The organism is Alteriqipengyuania halimionae (genome assembly GCF_009827575.1).
In the GTDB taxonomy this organism is placed as follows: domain Bacteria; phylum Pseudomonadota; class Alphaproteobacteria; order Sphingomonadales; family Sphingomonadaceae; genus Alteriqipengyuania_A; species Alteriqipengyuania_A halimionae.
In genome coordinates, this window is record NZ_WTYR01000001.1 from 1,358,109 (window position 1) to 1,378,206 (window position 20,098).

At 63.8% G+C, this 20,098-nt stretch carries 15 protein-coding genes; 8 read left to right on the plus strand and 7 right to left on the minus strand.

What is annotated here, in order from left to right; all coding sequences use genetic code 11:
- Position 1 precedes the first annotated feature (1 nt).
- Complete coding sequence (locus GRI68_RS06625; protein WP_160616516.1) at positions 2 to 829, plus strand: hypothetical protein; 828 nt, start codon at positions 2 to 4, stop codon at positions 827 to 829.
- 42 nt (positions 830 to 871) lie between these two features.
- Here the strand turns inward: GRI68_RS06625 and GRI68_RS06630 are convergent, their stop codons facing one another.
- On the minus strand, positions 872 to 2,551 hold the full coding sequence (locus GRI68_RS06630) for a dipeptidyl-peptidase 3 family protein (RefSeq protein ID WP_160616517.1): 1,680 nt from the start codon (positions 2,549 to 2,551) through the stop codon (positions 872 to 874).
- Positions 2,552 to 2,742: 191 nt separating this feature from the next.
- Between GRI68_RS06630 and GRI68_RS06635 the strand changes: the two genes are divergently transcribed.
- Entirely contained in the window at positions 2,743 to 3,390 is a 648-nt protein-coding gene (locus GRI68_RS06635; RefSeq protein WP_160616518.1) for a trimeric intracellular cation channel family protein, read from the plus strand.
- A 3-nt stretch (positions 3,391 to 3,393) separates the two neighbouring features.
- On the opposite strand, the gene GRI68_RS06640 is transcribed toward GRI68_RS06635, so the two are convergent.
- Both GRI68_RS06640 and GRI68_RS06645 read right to left on the minus strand, forming a co-directional pair.
- Positions 3,394 to 4,110 carry a hypothetical protein gene (locus tag GRI68_RS06640; protein ID WP_160616519.1) on the minus strand — a complete coding sequence of 239 codons (717 nt, stop codon included), beginning with the start codon at positions 4,108 to 4,110 and terminating at the stop codon, positions 3,394 to 3,396.
- A 102-nt stretch (positions 4,111 to 4,212) separates the two neighbouring features.
- On the minus strand, positions 4,213 to 4,716 hold the full coding sequence (locus GRI68_RS06645; RefSeq protein WP_160616520.1) for a hypothetical protein: 504 nt from the start codon (positions 4,714 to 4,716) through the stop codon (positions 4,213 to 4,215).
- A gap of 217 nt (positions 4,717 to 4,933) precedes the next feature.
- On the opposite strand from GRI68_RS06645, the gene GRI68_RS06650 reads away from it, so the two are divergent.
- The 3 genes from GRI68_RS06650 to GRI68_RS06660 all read left to right on the plus strand — a co-directional run bounded on the left by GRI68_RS06650 (position 4,934) and on the right by GRI68_RS06660 (position 8,744).
- On the plus strand, positions 4,934 to 5,854 hold the full coding sequence (locus GRI68_RS06650; protein ID WP_234028734.1) for an acyl-CoA thioesterase: 921 nt from the start codon (positions 4,934 to 4,936) through the stop codon (positions 5,852 to 5,854).
- Positions 5,855 to 5,942: 88 nt separating this feature from the next.
- Entirely contained in the window at positions 5,943 to 6,680 is a 738-nt protein-coding gene (locus GRI68_RS06655; RefSeq protein WP_160616522.1) for an EcsC family protein, read from the plus strand.
- 129 nt (positions 6,681 to 6,809) lie between these two features.
- Positions 6,810 to 8,744, plus strand: a complete 1,935-nt coding sequence (locus GRI68_RS06660) for a DEAD/DEAH box helicase (RefSeq protein ID WP_160616523.1) — start codon at positions 6,810 to 6,812, stop codon at positions 8,742 to 8,744.
- Positions 8,745 to 8,810: 66 nt separating this feature from the next.
- On the opposite strand, the gene GRI68_RS06665 is transcribed toward GRI68_RS06660, so the two are convergent.
- Positions 8,811 to 9,839 carry a phytase gene (locus GRI68_RS06665; protein ID WP_160616524.1) on the minus strand — a complete coding sequence of 343 codons (1,029 nt, stop codon included), beginning with the start codon at positions 9,837 to 9,839 and terminating at the stop codon, positions 8,811 to 8,813.
- The gene (locus tag GRI68_RS06670; protein ID WP_160616525.1) at positions 9,839 to 12,676 is read right to left on the minus strand and encodes a TonB-dependent receptor; all 2,838 of its coding nucleotides are present in this window, start codon (positions 12,674 to 12,676) and stop codon (positions 9,839 to 9,841) included. Before GRI68_RS06670 ends, GRI68_RS06665 begins: the two co-directional genes overlap by 1 nt.
- 229 nt (positions 12,677 to 12,905) lie before the next feature.
- Here GRI68_RS06670 and GRI68_RS06675 point away from each other — a divergent pair, with 229 nt between their 5' ends.
- From GRI68_RS06675 to GRI68_RS06685, 3 genes are read left to right on the plus strand one after another with little or no spacing between them, the layout of a single operon-like run.
- A complete protein-coding gene (locus GRI68_RS06675) occupies positions 12,906 to 15,059 on the plus strand; it encodes a TonB-dependent siderophore receptor (protein WP_160616526.1) in 2,154 nt (717 codons plus the stop codon).
- Complete coding sequence (locus GRI68_RS06680; protein ID WP_160616527.1) at positions 15,059 to 15,640, plus strand: hypothetical protein; 582 nt, start codon at positions 15,059 to 15,061, stop codon at positions 15,638 to 15,640. The genes GRI68_RS06675 and GRI68_RS06680 overlap by 1 nt, the downstream gene beginning before the upstream one ends.
- Positions 15,637 to 16,953 (plus strand): PepSY-associated TM helix domain-containing protein, encoded by a 1,317-nt coding sequence (locus tag GRI68_RS06685; protein WP_160616528.1) that lies wholly within the window; start codon positions 15,637 to 15,639, stop codon positions 16,951 to 16,953. The genes GRI68_RS06680 and GRI68_RS06685 overlap by 4 nt, the downstream gene beginning before the upstream one ends.
- Here the strand turns inward: GRI68_RS06685 and uvrC are convergent, their stop codons facing one another.
- Both uvrC and GRI68_RS06695 read right to left on the minus strand, forming a co-directional pair.
- Positions 16,954 to 18,915, minus strand: a complete 1,962-nt coding sequence (uvrC, locus tag GRI68_RS06690; RefSeq protein ID WP_160616529.1) for an excinuclease ABC subunit UvrC — start codon at positions 18,913 to 18,915, stop codon at positions 16,954 to 16,956. It abuts the gene before it with no gap.
- 27 nt (positions 18,916 to 18,942) lie between these two features.
- Positions 18,943 to 19,962, minus strand: a complete 1,020-nt coding sequence (locus GRI68_RS06695; protein ID WP_160616530.1) for a hypothetical protein — start codon at positions 19,960 to 19,962, stop codon at positions 18,943 to 18,945.
- Positions 19,963 to 20,098: the final 136 nt, after the last annotated feature.

The following is a 20,098-nucleotide window of genomic DNA, read 5'->3' on the forward strand; positions in this document are numbered from 1 at the left end:
GATGAATCGCGCCGCTGCCCTGCTCGCTCTGGCGATCCCGGTTGCCGCCGGGCTGGCTTTCATGGCGACGCAGGGCGCGCCATCGCACTACCTCGCGATCAATGGCGGCTGCCTGCTGATCGCGCTGGGGCTCGTCGCTTTCGTGCCGCATCCAAAGGTGGAGGACGACGTTGCGGCGGTGATTTTAACCGCGCTCCTGTTCATGCCGTTCTTCATCGGCCCCGAGATCAACGGGGTCCATCGCTGGATCGGGTCGGGACCGATCGGCCTCAATTCCGCGCTGCTCGCCCTCCCGGCGCTGGCGGTGTTCGCGGCGCGGATGGAATGGCGCCCTCGCCTCGGCCTGTCTCTGGCAGCGCTGGCGGCGGCGGTGGTCCAACCCGACGCCTCGCTCGCGCTGGCGGTCGGCGGAGCAGCGATCGGCGTGGCGCTGGCGACCCGCGATACCAAACCCGCATTGGTGGCGATCGCCGGATTGCTGGCCGCCATCTGGGCGCACAAGCGCGGGCTCCTGCCCCCGCAAGCCTTCGTCGAGCAGGTCTATCTCGATGCCGCCGCAATCCACCCGCTCTGGTTGGTCCTGCTGGTGGTGGCGACCATCGTGGGGATTGTGCTGATTGCACTCGATCGGTCGATCGGGCGTCCTGAGCGGTTTGCACTCGCCGGCGCGATGACGGGTTTCGTCTATACGGCGGCGATATCGTCCTATCCCACTCCGCTCGTGGGCTACAGTGCCGCCCCCATCCTCGGCCTTGCGATCGCTCTCTGGCTTGCGCGGCGAGCGCCGACACGCACGCGCGACGAGGACCCAGCGGCGCAAAACGCCTGAACGCGAGGGGTTCCCGCTGGCGCGGGGACCCACTCGCCGTGATCAGATTTCTTCGGGATAGATCGGACGGATGTCGACCGGGATGTGGTTCATCGCCGCGATGCGACTGCGCGCCGCGTCGTCTAGCCTGGCCCACTTGGCGAAGAACGCCTTGGTCCCGTCATAGTCGCCATAGGCCTGGAGCATCAGCTGGTCGTGCAGCAGCTCGCGCAGTCCCGATTCCATTTTGGCGTAATCGACCGTGTAGTGCTTGGTCGCCGGATTCCACGCGAACGCACCCTTGGCCTTGAGATAGCCGTATTGCAGCGCTGCGCCCTTGCCGTGCGCTTCTTCGATACCGAAGCGCATCGCGCGGAAGATGCCGGCGAAATAGGTCGCCAGCAATTGCTCGCGCTCGGCCTTCGGCAATTCTCCCTGGTCCATCATGTAGAACACGTTCCACACGCCCATCACATCGGCCTTCGATTCCTCGAGCGCCGAATACTGGTCGCGCAGTTCCTCGTTCACCGTGGTCTGGCGTCCGTCGACCGTGATCGTGCCGGGCCCGAGGCTGTGCGACAGCTCGTGGAACAGCGTTTCGAGCTCCATGTATTTTTTCGCTACCAGCTTGGCCTGGTGGGGCGTCAGCACGGTGTCGCCGATCGGATCGAGAATGCGGTCGTATTTCGCGCCGAGCACGTTGGCGAGGATCACCTTCTTCGCACCCTTGGCTTCGCGCACCCGCTCGTCATTGGGCAGGTTGAAGGCGATCGTCTGGACACCGGGAATGTTGTCGCCCCCGCCATGGATCTGGTCGGCCACCGCAATCGGGCTCTCGAAGCCGCGCGAGAAGTTCTTGTACCGGTCCTCGATCGGCAGGTTGGCTTCCATGTCGCGCAGATGATCCTTGTACTTCGCCAGCGCGGCGGAAGCAGTCGGGTCCTTCAGCGTCACGAAGCTCTCGAACGCGGTCTTCGTACCGTAGAGCCGGTCGGTGTAGACCTCGTAGGGCCCGATCGCGATTTCGATCGGCGTGTCCTTCAAGTCCATCCACGCCATTTCGCTTTCGAAATAATCGTCCGAAAGGAAAGACTTGGCGCGAAGACTGAGGAATTTCTTGAGGCTGGGGTTGGACGTCCGCGCGGCAGCCTGTTCGAGCAGCGCAGCGGCGGGTTTCAACTGGGCCGCATATTCGACCGAATAAGGCACCGCCACCAGGCGATCGCCATCGCGCTTCACCACCGTATAGGGGCTGGTCAGCGCCTCCCGCTGGGCGGGGTTTGCGGCAAGATAGGCGTCGAACTCCTCGCGCGTCAGATCGCTGGGATAGAAGCCTGCGCCCAGTGGCATCTCTTCGGTGCCCCAGAACGGGTGCAATTCGTCGATCTCATCCCACGGCCCGAAATTGAGATCGAACATGGCGAGCAGGAGGTCGCGATCGCCGTGCCTGCTCCGCGAAATCGCTTCGCGCGTCGCGAGCAGGTCGGCGCCCCGCTGCTGCAGATAGATCGCGCTCATATAGTCCGACGCTTCGATCAGCAGGTTCACCACGTCGCGCTCTTCGTCGGTCAGATAGCTGGTATCGGGCGCCATCTCGATCTCGGCCAGCTTGTCGTACTGCGCCCGGATGTCGTAGCCATCGACCGCCGCGCTCGAAGGTGCGCCGTCCATCGGTACGGTGGTGCAGGCAGCGGTGGCGAGCAGCAGGGGCAGCAGGGCGCGCGATGGGGTGAGGATGGACATGGGCGAGTCTCCGTATGCGTTGATTGCCGAACCACCTAGCTTGCGCGCGAAGCCAAGTCACGCGAAGGACGGAGGCTGGAGCGGCCGTCGATGCGGAAATTCGTATACTGGCATTTCCTGCCCGGCTCGCTGCCGCTACGGGGCCGGATCCTGAAGTTCCCACGCCGCCTTACACACGAGAAGACCATCGAATGACGCCCGACCAGATCCTTACCCCGATCCTCGACTGGCTCGACCTGGCCGGCGTGGCGGTGTTCGCGCTGACCGGCGCGCTGGTCGCCGCGCGGCTGAACCAGACCTTCGTCACCATGGCATTCTTCGCGCTGGTGACCGGCGTCGGCGGCGGAACGGTGCGCGATTTATTAATCGGTGCGCCGGTGTTCTGGATGCAGGATCCGTGGGTCGCCTCGGTGTGTTTCGGCGTCGCGCTGATTGCCTGGTTCACCCCCCAGCGCTGGTGGGAGGGTGACGGGATCGAATATGCCGACGCCGCAGGCCTGGCCGCCTATGCCGTGCTCGGGAGCGCGAAGGCGTTCGCTTTCGGCGTCGCGCTCGTTCCCGCCGCGGTGATGGGCGTGGTGACCGGCTGCGTCGGCGGGATAATCCGCGATCTGGTCGCAGGGCGTCCGTCGATCATCATGCGACCCGAACTCTATGTGACGGCGGCCGCTTTCGGTGCGACCCTGTGCGTGATCGGCCTGAGCCTGCGTATCGAACAGACCGTCGTCTGGAGCGTGGCGGCACTGGCCGGCTTTACCCTGCGCGCCGCCGCGATCCGCTTTGGCTGGGCGCTCCCCTCCCATGCGGGAGGAGAAGACCAGAGCGCCGCCGAAGAATAAGCCTCAGCCGCCTTCGATATCGCCGTCGACCGGACCGCCGGGATAGGGCGCGCCACCGCGATCATCCACGATCGGGGCGCGATAGGCATAGCCATCGACGCGCGCGCGGGCCTCGGCATAATCCACCGCGCCCTGCGCATCCTCGCCGCGATAGGAATAGCCTGCATCGCTCGTCGAGCCCCGGCCAAGTTCGCGCACGCGGCCCTCGAGGTCGATGGTGCAAGAATAGGGCGTCCCGTCGGACATCAGTCCTTCGACCTGCCAGCCATCGCCCAATCGACGCACGAGATCGAAATCCTCGACCGCGCCAAACCGTTGGGTTTCATCCATGCAGGTTTCGGCCGCTTCGGACGCAGAGACGCCGCGGGCGTAGCGGTCGGCATCGCGGCGATCGTAATCGTAGTCGCGGTCATAATCTCGATCGTAATCGCGCTGGCGCTCTATTCGGTCCCGCTCGGCATCGCGGACGGCATCGGCGACCGCCGCTATCCCGCCGATGATCAACACGCCGGTCAGCACGTCGCCGAGATCGACGCCGCGATGGCGACGATAGCGCCAGCCGCGCCGCCAGTCGGCGGTCATGCCGTCATCTTTGATCGTCGGGACGTTGGCCTCAGCCCCGCGTGCAGCTGACGCATCCGGAAGTTCGGCCGCGGCAACCGGCGTGGCCAGGAGCGAGAAAACCGCGAGAACGGCGGCGGTGGAATTCGGCGTCTTCATAGGACTGCCCTCCTCATGTTCTCCCACATGTAGGCATAAAAAATGGGCGATCCAGCCTGTTTCCAGACTGAACCGCCCAAGTGAGCGCAGGCTGTGCGACCCTTAACGCAGCCCACGAACTCCCCCGAAGTCGAGATCGCGAACGCGACCATATTCGACCTTGCAGGTAAACTTGCCTTCGTCGCGGTTGGCCCGCCGGTCGCGGCGGTCGTAACGACGATTGTATCCACGCTGCCCGTCGACCGCGATGCGGCCTTTCACGCGCCAGCCATCGCGGCGGCTGTCGACATCATATATTTCATAGACGTCGGCATAGCGGTAACCGGCGCGGCGCGCCTGATTTTCAGCGATGCGGACGCATTGCTCGACGGCCTGGCGGCCATTTCCCCGGCGGGCATAGCGGCGGTCGTCGCGATAACGGCGGTCGTCGCGATAATATCGATCGTCGCGGTCATTGCCCGAAAGGATCGCGGCGATCCCGGCGATGATCACCGCACCGGCGATGACTTCCTCGGTGCTTTGCGCATGGGCAGGCGTCGCCATGGCCCCCATTGTCATCGCACCAGCCGCAGCAGTACCGAGCAGGGCTTTGCTATACTTATTCATTATCTGCCTCCTTCACAGCTGGCCGAGGGAGCATCCCGCGACCTTCGATTACCCTTTTAGGGAAGCCGCTTTGAGCGCATGCTGAATTGCGCTGACAGATACCGTTCATAAAAGTCTGCATTTATCTGAACAATGGCTTTGCCGGGTCGGACCTCGCCGCGTGTCCCCGAAACGTGCCCGCTTGACCTCGTCGGGCGCGCGCCACATGCCAAGCTGTATGAACGATACTGAACGAACAGCCGATGAACGGCATCCCTCCCCCAAAGACCTCGTCGATGGCCTCGTCACCCTGCTGACCCCCGAAGAAACCGTGGGCCACGATATCTATCGCGGACCACGCAAGGGTGACGGCGTGGGGCGCGTCTTCGGCGGACAGGTTATCGCGCAGGCGCTGCGCGCGGCGGAGATGACCGTTGAAGACGATCGCCCTCCGCATTCGCTCCACGCCTATTTCCTGCGTGGTGGCAGCGAGGATTACGATATCGAGCTTGCGGTCGATCGCCAGTTCGACGGGCGCAGCTTTTCCAATCGCCGCGTCGTCGCCAAGCAGAAGGGCACCCCGATCCTCAACCTCGCGGCGAGCTTCCAGCGCCCCGAAGAAGGGCTCGAACATGTCGATGCGACCATGCCCGACGTGCCCTCGGCCGACGAGCTACGTCCCGAAATGGAAATCCGCGCCGAAATGGCAAATTCGCTCGAAGACGAGCGTGCGCGTGAATTCATGCTCCGGCCGCGTGCGATCGAGTTGCGCAATATCGACGCGCCGCACTGGCAAAGCTCCGAGCCCCGCGACCCGGTGAGCCACACCTGGTTTCGCGCGGTCGCGCCAATGCCGGACGACGCGTCGCTTCACCGCGCCGCGCTCGCCTATGCCAGCGACTACATGCTGCTGGGCACCAGCGCCCTGCCCCACGGCCTCAGCTGGTGGCGCAACGAGCTGAAAGGCGCGAGCCTCGATCACGCAGTGTGGTTCCACCGCCCGGCGCGACTCGATGAATGGCTGCTCTATGCGACCGACAGCCCGTGGAGCGGCGGAGGCCGGGGCTTCAACCGTGGCAGCGTCTTCAATCAGGATGGAGAACTCGTCGCCAGCGTTGCGCAGGAAGGCGTGATTCGGAAGATGCGCAAGGACAGCTAGCGCCCCTCGCGCGGAACAAGCGCCCTCCCCGCTCGCTATCCCTGTCGAGGCCACCGCTACGGACCGGCCCGACAGGGGAGCACGAGCCATGAATATCGATCGCGAAATCGCGCAATACCGCAAGAGCAAGCCGTCCATGCTTGGACGCGGGATCGAGCGTCTGACCCATCCGTTCGGCAAGGCGCTGTCCAGCGTCGTGCCCGATGCGCTGGTCGAAGGCGTGCTGAAAGGCCTCGACCAGGCCGTCGGCGCTCCTGCGCTCAACCGGTTCGATCACGACCCGGCCGATCTCGACGCTGCGCATGATGCCGCCAAGGGAATCGTGCGCACGGCGCGCAATATCAGCACCACCACCGGGGCCGCAGCAGGCTTCGGCGGAGCCCTGTCGATGAGCTTCGATATCCCGGCCACGATCGGTATCGCCCTGCGCACCATCCGCGACACGGGCCGCGCTTATGGCTTCGACGGAGAGGGAGCGGCGGAGCGGGTTTTCCGACTCCAGATCCTCGAACTCTCCGCGCTCGACGAGCCCGAACTGCGTGACGAACGGATTGCCGCACTCGAAGCCGCGATCGCCGAAGACGGCTCGCTGGTCGCCGCGGATCACAAGGACATCACCCCGATCGTCGATCAGGCGGTCGAACGCGTTTCGCGCGCGATTGCGTTCGCCTCTTTCCGCAGCCGCGCCGGTATGGTGGTGCCCGTCGTCGGCTCGGCGGTCGGTGCGCTGGTCAATCGATCGTTCCAGGGCGATGTCGGCGAAGCGGCCCGCTTTGCCTTCCTGCTGCGCCGCCGCAAGCAGGACGGCGATACCGTCGCAGCGTAGTCTCTTTCGCACTTGCACAATTGTTGAAGCCAAGAGCGCAATAATCTGCTAGAAGACGCGCAAAGGTCCCCCGCGAGCCGCGCAGGCGGACCAAATATTTCGGCGCCTCCCCCGGCGCGATCCCGCATTATGCGTCCTCCCGCGCCGCCTCCGCGGTGCCTTTATCCCTTGCGAGTTTTGCCTTTGTCTTCCGAACAGCCCACCCCTGATACCCCGACCACTCCCTCGTTCGAGCACGTCCAGCCGATCCTTGCGCAGGCCCTGACCGCGCGCGGCTACACCGAACTTACGCCGGTACAGGATGCCGTGATCGCTCCCGGTGCGGCAGGCCGCGACCTAGTCGTGTCCGCGCAGACCGGCAGCGGCAAGACGGTTGCCTTCGGTCTTGCTCTGGCCGACGAAATGCTGGGCGAGATCGGCGGAACGCCACTGTCGGACAAGCCGCTCGCCCTCGTCATCGCCCCCACCCGCGAACTTGCGCTGCAGGTCAGCCGCGAGCTCGGATGGCTTTATGCCGAAGCGGGCCTGCGGATCGCGACCTGCGTCGGCGGGATGGACGCGAGCAAGGAACGCCGCGCGCTGCGGGCGGGCCCTGCCATCGTGGTCGGCACCCCGGGCCGCCTGCGCGACCACCTCGAACGCGGTTCGCTCGACCTGTCGGGCCTGGTCGGCGTGGTGCTCGATGAAGCCGACGAAATGCTCGACATGGGCTTCCGCGACGATCTGGAAGAAATCCTCGACGCGACGCCCGATCGCCGCCGCACGCTGCTGTTCTCGGCCACCATGCCGCCAGCCATCGTACGTCTCGCCGAACGTTATCAGACCGACGCCCAGCGCCTTTCGCTCGCAGGCAAGGATCGCGGGCATGGCGACATCGCCTACCAGGCGATCGAAGTCTCGCCGTCCGAAATCGAGAACGCGGTGGTCAACCTGCTGCGCTTCCACGAAGCGGAGACGGCGATCTGTTTCTGCGCCACGCGCGACAATGTCCGCCGTCTCCACGCCACGCTCCAAAATCGCGGCTTCGGCGTGGTCGCTCTGTCTGGCGAGCATTCGCAGTCGGAGCGCAACCAGGCGCTCCAGGCGCTTCGCGATCGCCGGGCGCGCGTATGCGTGGCAACCGATGTCGCGGCACGCGGGATCGACTTGCCGACGCTCAGCCTCGTGGTGCACGTCGAGATTCCGCGCGATGCCGAAACGCTTCAGCACCGTTCGGGCCGTACCGGCCGTGCGGGCAAGAAGGGAACGGCGGCGCTGATCGTGCCGTTCAATCGCCGCAAGCGCGTCCAGTCGATGTTGCGTGGCGCGAAGATCGAAGCCGAGTGGATGGGTGCACCGAGCGCAGAGGAAATTCGCAAGAAGGATCACACCCGCCTGATAGAGCGGATCACCGAGCCCCGCGAAATCGAGGAAGACGATCGCGCCCTCGCCGCCGATATCATGAAGCGGATGCCGCCCGAGGATATCGCTGCCGCACTTGTCGCCGCGCATCGCGCCGACTTGCCGCAACCCGAAGAGTTGATCGCGAACACCCCCGAAGCGCGCGACCGCGACAAGGCCGAGCGCCATCGTCCGGGCTTCGAGGATACGGTCTGGTTCCGAATCGGTGTCGGCCGTCGCCAACGGGCCGAGGCGCGCTGGCTGCTGCCGCTGCTGTGTCGCCGCGGCCATATCACCCGCAACGAGATCGGTGCGATCCGGATCGGCCAGCACGAAAGCTGGGCGCAGATCCCGCGCGCGATTTCCGCGCGCTTCGCCGATGCGGTCGAACGCACCTCACAAGGTGACGACGAGCAGGATGCGATCGCGATCGAGGAAGCTCCCGATGGGCCGCGCGTCGGCCATGATCGCGGCGGACCAAAGGGTGGACCCAAGGGCGGTTCGCGCGACGGGAAGCGCGGCTTCAAGGGCGATCGCAATCCGCGCCCGCATCGCAAGGGCGGAAAGGACTTCACCAAGGGCGGTAAGGATTTCGGCAAAGGCGGCGGCAAGCCAGGCAAGGGCAAGTCCTTTGCCGGCAAGCAGGACATCAAGCCCAAGGGCAAGCGCCCGCCAAAATCGTGACGGCCCAAATCATGACGGCGAAGGGTTAAAGCCGGATCGGGATCGCTCCCGACCCGGCTCCCCGAGCTACTCGGTGTCGTCCAGTGCGTCCTCGATCGCGTCGAGCCGCACCAGCTTGAAGTTCTGGGCCTGATCGCCGTTCTGGCCATCCTGCGCGATGAACAGGCCGCGCGGGAATTCCGGCCCGAAATTGCCGGGCTTGGCTTCGATCCCGTCGGTTTCCTCGGCGGCGCCGAACTGGCCAGCGGCGATCCGGAAGCGTCCGGCGGGCCGCATGTCGGGAAGCGCATAGCGCATGTAGGTGTTGTCGCCCTGGCTCGAGGCGTAGAGCCAGCCACCATTCGTCCCGTCGGGAACCAGCGCGAGACCTTCGACATCGGCCACGAGGTGGCGATTGTCGATCGCGGCGACGAGTTCGCCCTCGCTCTGTCCGGCAGCGAAGCGCCAGATGCCGACGTTTTCCTCTCCGATATAAAGCGTGCCGTCGCGCGTATCGATCGCGCAGCCCTCGGGCTGGGTTTCGACCTGCATCGAGCGCAGCAATTCGGCCTTGGGCGCCGCTCCCAGCGTGATCCGGTATTCGCGGATCGTGCCTTCCTTGGGCACGGCATAGGCAATCAGGTCGTCCCCGCGCTTCCATGCGCAGATGCCGTAGCCTTCACCCGGCCCGCTCGCCACCCGGCCGAGCGGCAAGAGCCTGCCCGAGGCGGTATCGAGGCGGAACAGCGCAAAGTGCGAATTGGCTTCGTCCGCCCGGTCGCTGGCGATGACGATCACGCCGTCGCGGCCGCCCATATCGACGAGATCGACATTGTTCAGCCCCGGCGCGGGCATGAAGTGCTTTTCGCGTCCGCCAAGGTCGTAGACGTAGAGCCCGCCCTTCTTGTCGGTACCGACGATCAGGCTTGCGCCCGGATCGGCGGCATTGCGCCAGATCGCCGGATCGTCGGCTGCGTCTTCATTTGCGGTGCCGACGGGGACCGTTTCGGCAGCGGCATAGACCGGTACGGCGGGGTCTCCGGCAATCGGAACGGTGGTGCAGGCGCCCGCGAGCAGCAATGCCGCCAGCGGTGTGTAACGGAGTGCATAAGCCATCAGTATTTGAACCTCAGTCCGAATTTCATCGTCGAGCCGTATTCCTCGTACTGATAGAGGTTTTGCCGCCCGCCGAACTCGTTGTAAGCGAAGTACTTCGCGTTGTTGATGTTCACCCATTCGTAGAACAGCTGGAACTGCTCGGTAACGCGGAATTTCGCGCTCAGGTCGAGCTGGAAGTGATCGTCGACATAGCGGTCGAATTCCGCTTCGCCGTCGATCTCGTCGAGATAGCGGTCGCGATAGGTGCCCGCGAGGCGCAGGTTGAACGGCCCCTTCTCGTAACCCAGCGCCACGTTGAAGGTGTTGCGCGAGGTGGAAGGCAGCGGGATCGTGCGTGGATCGCTCGCGTCGCCATCGGTGAACACCGTGCCCCAGGCGTCGGTATAGGTGTAGTTCGCCTGGATGATGAACCCGTCGAGCGGATCGGGCAGGAAGTCCAGTGCCTGCGCCACGCCGAGTTCGATGCCGAAGACTTGCGCGCTATCGCCGTTGATCGGAATTTCGGCTTCGTCGAACGCGATACCGCGATAGACCCCGTCATTCTCGACCGTATCGACGATGTAGTTCTTGATATCCTTGTAGAACATCGCCGCGGTGATCGCACCGTTGCGGGTGAAGTAGTATTCTGCCGCAACGTCGAAGTTCCACGCCTCGTAAGGCTCCAGATCGGGATTGCCGAATTCGCCTTCGCGCTCGTCGTCGTCATTCTGCTCGACGGCAAAACGCGGGGCGAGCTTGGAGAGTTTCGGACGCACCAAGCTGCGATAGGTCGCTGCGCGCAGCACCAATTCGGGCTGCGGTTCATAGCGTAGCGTCAGGCTCGGGAACCAGTCGGTGTAATTGCGCTCGAACGCAACCGGGGCGACCAGCACGGTGTCGTCGGTGGCGATATCGCCATTGGGCAGCGTGCCATCTTCCTCGATCAGCGTAACTTCATTGCCGGTGATGTCGTTGCGGGTATTCTCCACACGGACACCGCCGACGATCCGCAGCTCGGGCGTATCGTAGCGACCCAGCAGGTAACCGGCGATCACATCTTCGGAAACCGCGTAGTCCTCGACCGCGGAATCGAATGCGCTGTCGATATTCTGGAACTCGAACGCATCGCGATTGGCGAAGAAGAAATCGCTCGCACCGGTCTTGCTCGGCACGGGCCCAAGATCGATGATCCGGTAGGTCTGTTCGCCCAGCACCTGGTCGAGCGTCAGGTCGTCGTTCTCGTAGAATTCGACGGTCTTGTTATAGGTCTTGTCGCGCCAGCGGGCCTTGATGCCGCCCTGCACCGTGAATTCGCCGCGATCGAGGTAGATCCGCCGACCGAGGTCGATCTGTGCGGCATATTCCTCGTCCACTGCATCGGAAAGCGCGGTAAGCTCGATGTCCTTCAGGCCGTATCCCGCCGGATCGGCGAACAGCGCCTGGCCTTGAAGCACCGAGAACAGCGGCTTACGCGGATCGCCATAATCGAATCCGATGATGAGCCCGTCATCTTCGAAATCGCGCTCGAACTGCGCAGGGTCGACGTTGCCATCCTCGCGCTCGCTCGATTGCGCCCAGCTGGCCGAATACTCTGCAAACCAGTCGCCCCAGTCGCTCTCGCCGCCGATGACGACCGACTTGATCTTCTGACGCTCGAACCGGTCCTTCACGTCACGCTCGATCGTGAATTCCTCATCGCTGTCGTCAAAGGTAGCGGTGGTGCCGTCGAAACTCGACGGGCCGTCATCGTCGAAATCGCCCAGATCGAAGGTCAGGCGGCGACGGTATTCGTGGTCGTCGAACTGGCTGTAGATGCCGCGCGCATAGAGTTCGGTGCTGTCGCCGACGCGGAAATCGAGACCCAGCGTGGCACTGATACGCTCGCGCTCGACGTCGTAGTCACGATACTGGACTTCGGTCGCGAACGGGCCCTGGCCTGCATCTTCCCAATCGTCGGCTTCGATATTGTCGGTTTCGAATTCGCGGCGATAGTAGGAAACGCCACCCGAGATACCGACATTTTCACCCAGGCGCGTTGCGAAATCGACGCTGCCCTTGGGCGTCACCTGGCCCGAATATTCATTGTAGCTGCCTTCGACCTTGGCCGTCAGCAGATCGCTGCGGCGGTCGAACGCGCTGGTGGTCTTGATCTCCACCGAGGCGCCGATCGTGTCGGCATCCATATCGGGAGTGAGCGATTTCTTGACCTCGATCGATTCGATGATGTCGCTCGAGATCACGTCGAGCGCGACCGAGCGGACATCGGATTCGGGCGACGGAACGCGCACTCCATTGAGCGAAGTCGAGACCAGTTCCGGGTCGAGCCCGCGAACCGAAACGAAACGTCCCTCGCCCTGGTCGTTCAGGACGTTCACACCCGGAACGCGGCGCAGGCTTTCGGCGGCGTTCTGATCGGGGAAATTGCCGATCGCATCGCGGGTCACGACATCGCTGACGCCGTCCGCCTCACGCTTGCGCGACAAGGCGCTGGACTGGTTGGCGAGCTGACCGACGACAAGAACGTGATTTTCGCCGAACGCTTCGAGCGTCAGCGTTACGGCGACTGCCCCGGTCTCGGGTACGTCGACCGTGACCGTCTGCGGCTCGGCCCCGACATAGCGAACCTTCAGCGTATAGGTGCCGGCCGGTACATCGCCGAAGGCAAAACTGCCGTCGCGCTGCGAAACTGCAACGCGTCCGAGCTCGACCAGCGTCACCTCTGCCGAATCGATCGCGACCGTTTCGCTCGAATCGATCACGGTGCCCTGGATCTCTCCGGCAAGAGCGGCAGTCGGCAGCGCGATCGAAAGCGCTGCGGTGGTCGTGAAAAGCAATGTCTTGGTAGTCGTAAACATGCAGGTCCCTCCTGGTTGAGGGGCCCGCTATGGCTGGAGGGTTACATCTGAATGGCGGTTCTGTGACGGTTTGATGAAAGTCCACAGTTCCGCGTGCGGCGCAGAGAAAGATGGCGAAGTGCGTAACGCGGAAGCCGCACACGCAAGAAAATCCAATTCTTATGTTGCTACTGCGAATGCCTCGCATTAACGAGCGCTGGACCACACCACAGAACATAAGGATTCTCCCATGAAGGCTCTTCTGGCCGTCACCTCCTCGGCCATCGCCCTCCTCGCCGCGACGCCCACTCAGGCGCAGGATGCCCAAAACGCCTCGGAGATCACTTCCGACGAACAGCGTTCGGCGCAGAAGGACGCCGATGCGGAGTGGTCGGAAGACGACAATCGAATCCTCATCACCGGTACGCTGACTGAATTCGGCGCGACCAAGTCCGAGACGCCGATCGTGGAGACCGCCCGTTCGATTTCGATCGAGACGCAGGAAGATTTCCAGATGAAGGGCGCGCAGTCGCTCGACGACACGCTGACCTACACCGCAGGCGTTACGGCCGAGCCGTTCGGCTTCTCGACCCGCGGCGATTTCGTGCAGGTTCGCGGGCTCGACGCCCCCGAATATCGCGACAACCTCCAATACCTGTTCGGCTATTACAACAATACGCGCCAGGACATTTACACGCTCGAGCAAGTCGAAGTGCTCAAGGGCCCGGCGTCGGTGCTCTACGGTTCGGGCGCACCCGGCGGGATCCTGAATGTCGTGACGAAGCGCCCCAACGGCGTTCGCAAAGGCGAGCTCCGGGTCGAGTATGGCAGCTTCGATCGCAAGCAGATCGCGACCGACATCAACATCCCGATCCCGGGTGCCGAAGACGAAGCGCAGTTCCGCTTCGTCGGCCTCTACCGCGATGCCGATTCGCAGATCGAGGAAGTCCGCGACAACAAGTTCGTCCTCGCACCGTCGTTCACCGCCCGCCCCGCGCCCGGCACCGAGATCACCATCCTGGCGAATTATTCGAACCAGAAATCGGATACCGCACACCAGTTCCTGCCGGTGACGGGGACTCTTCTACCGTCCGAGTCCGGCCAGGAAATCGATCCCTACGTCTATCACGGCGCGCCGGGCTTCAACGCCTACGATACGGAGAGCTTCGCGCTTTCGCTGATCATCGATCAGCGCCTCAGCGAAGCATTCTCGATCGAGGGCATCGGCCGTTACATGACGTCCGATGCCGAATATCGGCAGGCGTGGATTTCCTTCGCCGGCAACGGCGTGCCCCGCATCGACGCCAATGGCGACGGCCCCTGGACATTCTACCTTGCCGATAATCGCAGTGAACAGATGGCATTCGACGTCCGCCTTCGCGGCGAGTTCCTGACCGGCCCGATCGAGCACGAATTGCTTGCCGGTGTGCAGCACCAGAATGTCTTCACCGATTCGGACACCGCGTACCTCGCCAACTTCCGCACACTCAACGCATTCGATCCGCAGTATGAGAATGTCCCGACGGTCGAGGAAGTGCGCCAGTTCAAGGGCAATGGTCCGCGCAATTTCATCGATTCCACCGGCTATTACATCTCCGACCAGCTGACCCTCGGCAATCTCGTCGCGACCGCCGGCGTGCGGTTCGACGACGTGAGCAACGCGGTCGAGAACGGATCGACCCAGAACGACGATGCGACCAGCCTCAGCTTCGGTCTGCTTTATCGCGGACCCGCCGGAATTGCTCCGTATGCAAGCTATGCCGAGAGCTTCCAGCCGGTGGTCGGCATCGACACGATCACCAACGAACAGCTCAAGCCCCAGGAAGGCCGGCAGTACGAGGTCGGCGTCAAATGGCAGCCCACCGGCGTGAATGCCCTGGTGACGTTGGCGGCGTTCGACATCGAGGTATCGAACCTTCCCAACCCCGCGGCCCTCGTCGGCGGCAACAGCCAGCAGGAAGGCATTTCCAAGGTGCGCGGTGTCGAATTCGAAGCCAACGCCATGGTCGGCGGGCTGCGGATCGACGGCAATGTCAGCTATCTCGATGCAGAGGACCCGAACGGACTTCCGCTCACCTCCATCTCCGACTGGCAGGCGTCGCTCTTCGCGCTTTACGAATTCACTGGCGCGCTCGACGGGTTCAGCTTCGGCGGCGGCGTCCGCTATGTCGGGGGCAATGAAAGCAACGGCATTTCGGCGCTCACCAACACGCTGCTGACCTATCGCGTCGATGGCCGCACGGTGGGTGATCTGTCCGCCGGATACGATTTCGGACCGTTCGAACTGCGGATCACCGCGCGCAACGTGACCGACGAGGACTATTTCTCCGTCTGCCTGGTGCGCGGCGATTGCTATCCCGGCGAACGGCGCAGCATTAACGGCTCGTTGGCGTTCAAGTTCTGATGACGGGCGGCGGGGCGATCTGGTTTGCAGGCGCGTTTGCGATCCTGGGGGTGGCGGTGCTCCGCCATTCCTGGGGTCGGCCGTCGCGCTCGCTGCTGTGGAACGGAGCAGGCTGGGCCGCGCTCGCTCTCGCCGCCTTGCTCGGGGCCCGCTCTGGAGGCGCCTGGGGCGTCGCCGTCACAGTCTGCGTCGCGACCACGGTCGCCCTCGTGTTTCTCGCTGGAGCTGCGAATGAACGACCGGCCTGGCGACGTTCGACGCGCAAGGAGCGTCAATCGTCGGCGAAGCAAGCCGAAGCCGCGCGCTCGTTCGGCGCACGTCTGACGACCTTCGTCGTGGCGGGCCCCCTCGCTCTCGTCGCCTCCGTCCTGCTGGCACTCGCCGTGCGTGTCGCGCTGATGGCGGGCGGTACCGGACCGGCCAATGGCAATACCGCCGTCCTCGGGCTGGTTCCGCTGGTTTGGCCGTTGCTGACCTTCGCGCTGCTGATGATCGAGCGGCGCCCGCGCCAGTTCGGCCTGTTGGCGATCGTGACCGCCCTCGCCGCTCTCCCCGTGTTCACCGCAGGAGCCGCAACATGAGTTTCGCCTTCGCCAAGGATACCGTGCGCAAAGGCCTTTCCGTCCATCTCGCGATCGGCCTGGTGACGTGCGCGCTGCTCTATCTGATCTGCGCCACCGGCAGCGCCATCGTCCTGTACGAGGAGTTCCAGCGGGTCGAGCAGGCCGATGCGCCCGAAATGGACTCGATCGCGCCCGCCGCCGTGCAGCGCGGGATCGAGGCTGTCCTTGCCAGCGAGAGCGACGGTCCAACCACCACGCACCTCTACGTTCATCTGCCGACAGACGCATTGCCGCGCACGACGATCACGACCGACACCCAGGCCGTTCATCTCGAAAGCGACGGATCGATTGCCGCGCCGGAAGAGAATGCATGGGCCGAATTCCTGCTGGCACTGCATTATCGGCTCAACCTGCCCGCACTCTACGGAATGACGCTGGTCGGCGCGTTTGGTGCGATGATCGTCGCCCTGGCAGTCTCCGGGATCGTCGCCCATCCGCGCATCTTTCGCGATGCGTTTCGCCTGCGGGCACGCCGCAACGACGATGTAGCGACGCTCGACTGGCATAATCGTCTCGCGGTCTGGACCCTCCCCTTCGCGCTGGCGATCGCCCTGACCGGCGCGATGATCGGACTGTATTATATTTCCGGCGGTAGCCTCGCCGCGAGCGCCTATGGCGGCGACAGCGCTGCGGCCACCGCGCCCGTATTCGGAAGCGAACCGGAAGGGGATCCCGCCCCTGCCCCTGTCGCCAATGCGGTACCCGCGCTTCAATACATGGCGCAGAAACACCCCGAAGTGGAAATGACCTACCTCATTCTCCATGATCCAAGTACGGCGGGCCAGCATGTGCAGGTGATCGGCGAGCATCCGCGACGTCTGATTTTCGGCGAATACTACGCCTTCGGGCCCGAGGGTGATTTCCGCGGAACCGTAGGCCTCGCCGATGGCGCGATCGGGCAGCAGATTGCAGCATCGACCTACAATCTCCATTTCGGGAACTTCGGCGGCCTGCCGATCAAGATCGCCTATATCGTGTTCGGCATCGCGCTGACCGTCGTGGTGGCGACCGGCACCTTCATCTGGTTCAACAAGCGGGAACGACAGGGACGGCCAAGCGCACGGATGCGCGCGCTGTGGTGGGGCTTCGTCGCGGGTGTGCCCGTCGCGCTGGTGGCGACCTTCATCGCGCGGCTGACAATCGGCAATGACGCGCCCTTCGTCGCAATTTTCTGGGCTGTTACAGCGATTTCGCTCATCGCGGCATCTGTCCGAGTGCGTCGGCCTCTGCCGCATCTCGCCACGCCCATCGCCGCCGCGCCCGCTGAATGATCACCCGCCCGCGTGGTAGAAATCGTAGATCTTCTGCGCGACGCCTTCGCTGATGCCGGGGGTACGCTTGAGATCGTCGAGGGCGGCAGCGCGGACCTTGCTCGCGGTTCCGAAGGCCAGCAACAGCGCGCGCTTTCGTGAAGGCCCAATGCCGGGGATTTCATCGAGCGGGCTGGCGGTGATCGCCTTGGAACGCTTGGCGCGGTGGGCACCGATCGCGTAGCGATGGACTTCGTCGCGCAGGCGCTGGGCGTAGAACAGCACCGGCGAATTGGTCGGCAGGGTCTTTTCGCGGCCATCGGGGAAATGGAACACCTCGCGGCCTTCGCGGCCGTGATGTGGCCCCTTGGCGATACCGATCACCGGGACCCGATCGGCAATCCCCAAATCCTCAAGCACCGACATGACGCTCGAAATCTGTCCCTTGCCGCCGTCGATCAGGACGAGATCGGGCCAGACGGTCTCGTGGCTGTTCGATTTGCCTTCGTCGCCATCGGGATGTTCGGCGAGATTGCGGAAGCGCCGCTCCATGACTTCGCGCATCATCCCGAAATCGTCATTGGTCTGTGCGCTCTTGATATTGAACTTGCGATACTGGCTTTTCTCGAACCCCTCGGGCGAGGCCACCACCATTGCGCCGACGGCCTTGGCGCCCTGAATGTGCGAGTTGTCGTAGACCTCGATCCGCTTTGGCGCTTCCTCGAGCTCGAGGAATTCGGCGAGTTCGCGATTGATCTTGGCCTTGGTGCCGGTTTCGGCGAGCCGCCGCTCCAGCGATTCGGTCGCATTGCGGCTCGCCTGCTCCATCAGCTTGCGCCTTGTGCCGCGTTGCGGAATCGAGATCGCAACGGCATGCCCGGCCTTTTCGGCCAGTGCCTCGGCGAGCAATTCCTGCTCGGCCAGTTCGCGATCGACCAGGATCGTACGCGGAGGCGGGACTTCTTCGTAGAATTGCAGCAGAACGTCGGCGAGCACTTCGCCCTCGTCTATATCCCCGGTGTTCTTGGGGAAAATCGCACGGTGCCCCCAGTTCTGGCCACCACGAATGAAAAAGGCCTGCACCCCGATCTGGCCGCCCTTGGTGGCCAGCGCGAAGACGTCGGCATCGCCCACGCCTTGCGCGTTGATCGCCTGCGATCCCTGGATGAACGTCGCGGCGCGCAGCCGGTCGCGCAGCATCGCGGCGGTCTCGAAATCGAGCGCTTCGGCGGCCTTGGCCATGTCTTGCTCGATCTTGGCCTGCACCGCGCTCGACTTGCCCGACAGGAAATCCTTCGCCTCGCTCACCAGCGCCTCGTAGCCCTGCTCGTCGATCCGCCCCACGCACGGCGCCGAACAGCGCTTGATCTGGTAGAGCAGGCAGGGCCGGTCGCGATTGTTGAAGAAACTGTCGGTGCAGCTTCGCAGCAGGAACAGCTTCTGAAGCGCGTTCAGCGTCTTGTTCACCGATCCGGCGCTCGCGAAGGGGCCGTAGTAATTGCCCTTCGCGCGGCGCGCGCCGCGGTGTTTCTGGATACGCGGGAACGTGTGGTCGGCGCGCAGCAGGATGAAGGGAAAGCTCTTGTCGTCGCGCAGGAGGACGTTGAACGGCGGGCGGTAGCGCTTGATCAGCTGCGCTTCGAGCAGCAGCGCCTCGGCCTCCGAATTGGTGACCACGATTTCCATCGCGCGACACTGGCTGATCATACGCTGGATTCGGTTCGAAAGACCGTTGATTTGCGTATAGTTCGCCACCCGCGCCTTCAGGCTGCGCGCCTTGCCGACATACAGCACGTCACCGCGCGTATCGAGCATGCGATAGACGCCTGGCCGCGGCTTCAAAGTCTTCACCGTCTCACGGATCGCCGCGATTCCGGTCTCCAGATCGGGCTGCGCGCTGGCGACCGTGTAGGTCGCGCGTTCCTCGTTGAAACGCTCCTTGCCTCTGGGATCGTGGGGAGAACCTGCCTTGCTGCGCGACATGCGGGCTACATAGTGCGCCCGTCGCGGTCAGGCCAGAGGCGACGCGTCCACCGCTTCGCGCGACCATTTCTCGAACGCGTTGGACAGTTCCTCGATCGAGGTCGGCAGGCCGAATTCACCGCCGTGCCGCGCCAGCCAGTCGGGCACCGACCCTCGCGCCCGGATCGCACCGGCAAGATGGCGGAAACACGTATCGTCACTGCACTTCTCGAAGAGAAAATCCAGGAACAAGCGCGTCTGACTGTAGAATGACGCCGCATCGCGACCGTCGGTGCGTTTCAGCAGCTTCTCCGCCGCCTCCCCGGACAGCGAGACTATTTGTGTCCCGCTCTGTGCAGCGAAATCGCCGCTTTCCCGCAATGCACGGAGATTTCCAATCGTTGGATGCTCGGTTTCGAAATACTCGGCCAGCGTCCACGAGAATCCTTCGCCACCGTCGAAACGCTTCGCCTGCGCCTCATAGCGGGACTTGGTCAGCGTATCGTTTTCAAGGATGACCGCTGCAGCCTCGTCCAACCAATCGGGCGCGGAACTGCCATAGCGGAGTTCCGCGCGATCCCGGTTCAGACCGGCACCGCCATCACCAGCGCCATCGAACCAGCGATTGAACATGATGTGCCCCAACTCGTGCGCCATCGCGCCGAGCTCTACCGGAGAGGTCGGATCGAGTTCGTTGTCGCTCACCTTGTCGCCAAGCTTTGCCAGCGCTTGGGCGATCGCCTGGTCCTGCGCCTCGGGCGGGAGGCTGGCGGTTTGCCGTTTGACTTGTGCGATAACCGACAAACGCCGCAATTGCGCCTTTGCTGCCTCGCCGATCCAGGGGAGGACCAGATACCCTGAATCGGCGAGACGCCCGGATAAACCATTGTCGATCTCCGCGGCCTCGATCACGGCGACAGGTGCCGTGTCGACGGCGAAGAGGTCGGCAAAGTTCTCGACGGCGTTATCTGCAGCCGCAACCATCGCCGAAAGATGCGCAGGCTGGGCGATCACCATGGCGTGATCGCCACTGGCACAACCGAGGCTTTCGCTCGCCAGATCTTCCACGACGTCGAGGTCACAGCTCCTCGGAGAACCGGCGAGAGCCTCACTTGAAAATGACGAGCACGCCAACAGAAAAACCAACGTCTTGAACCGCATCGTTCACCCCTCAAAATTACAGGCGTAATCGATAAGCCATCAG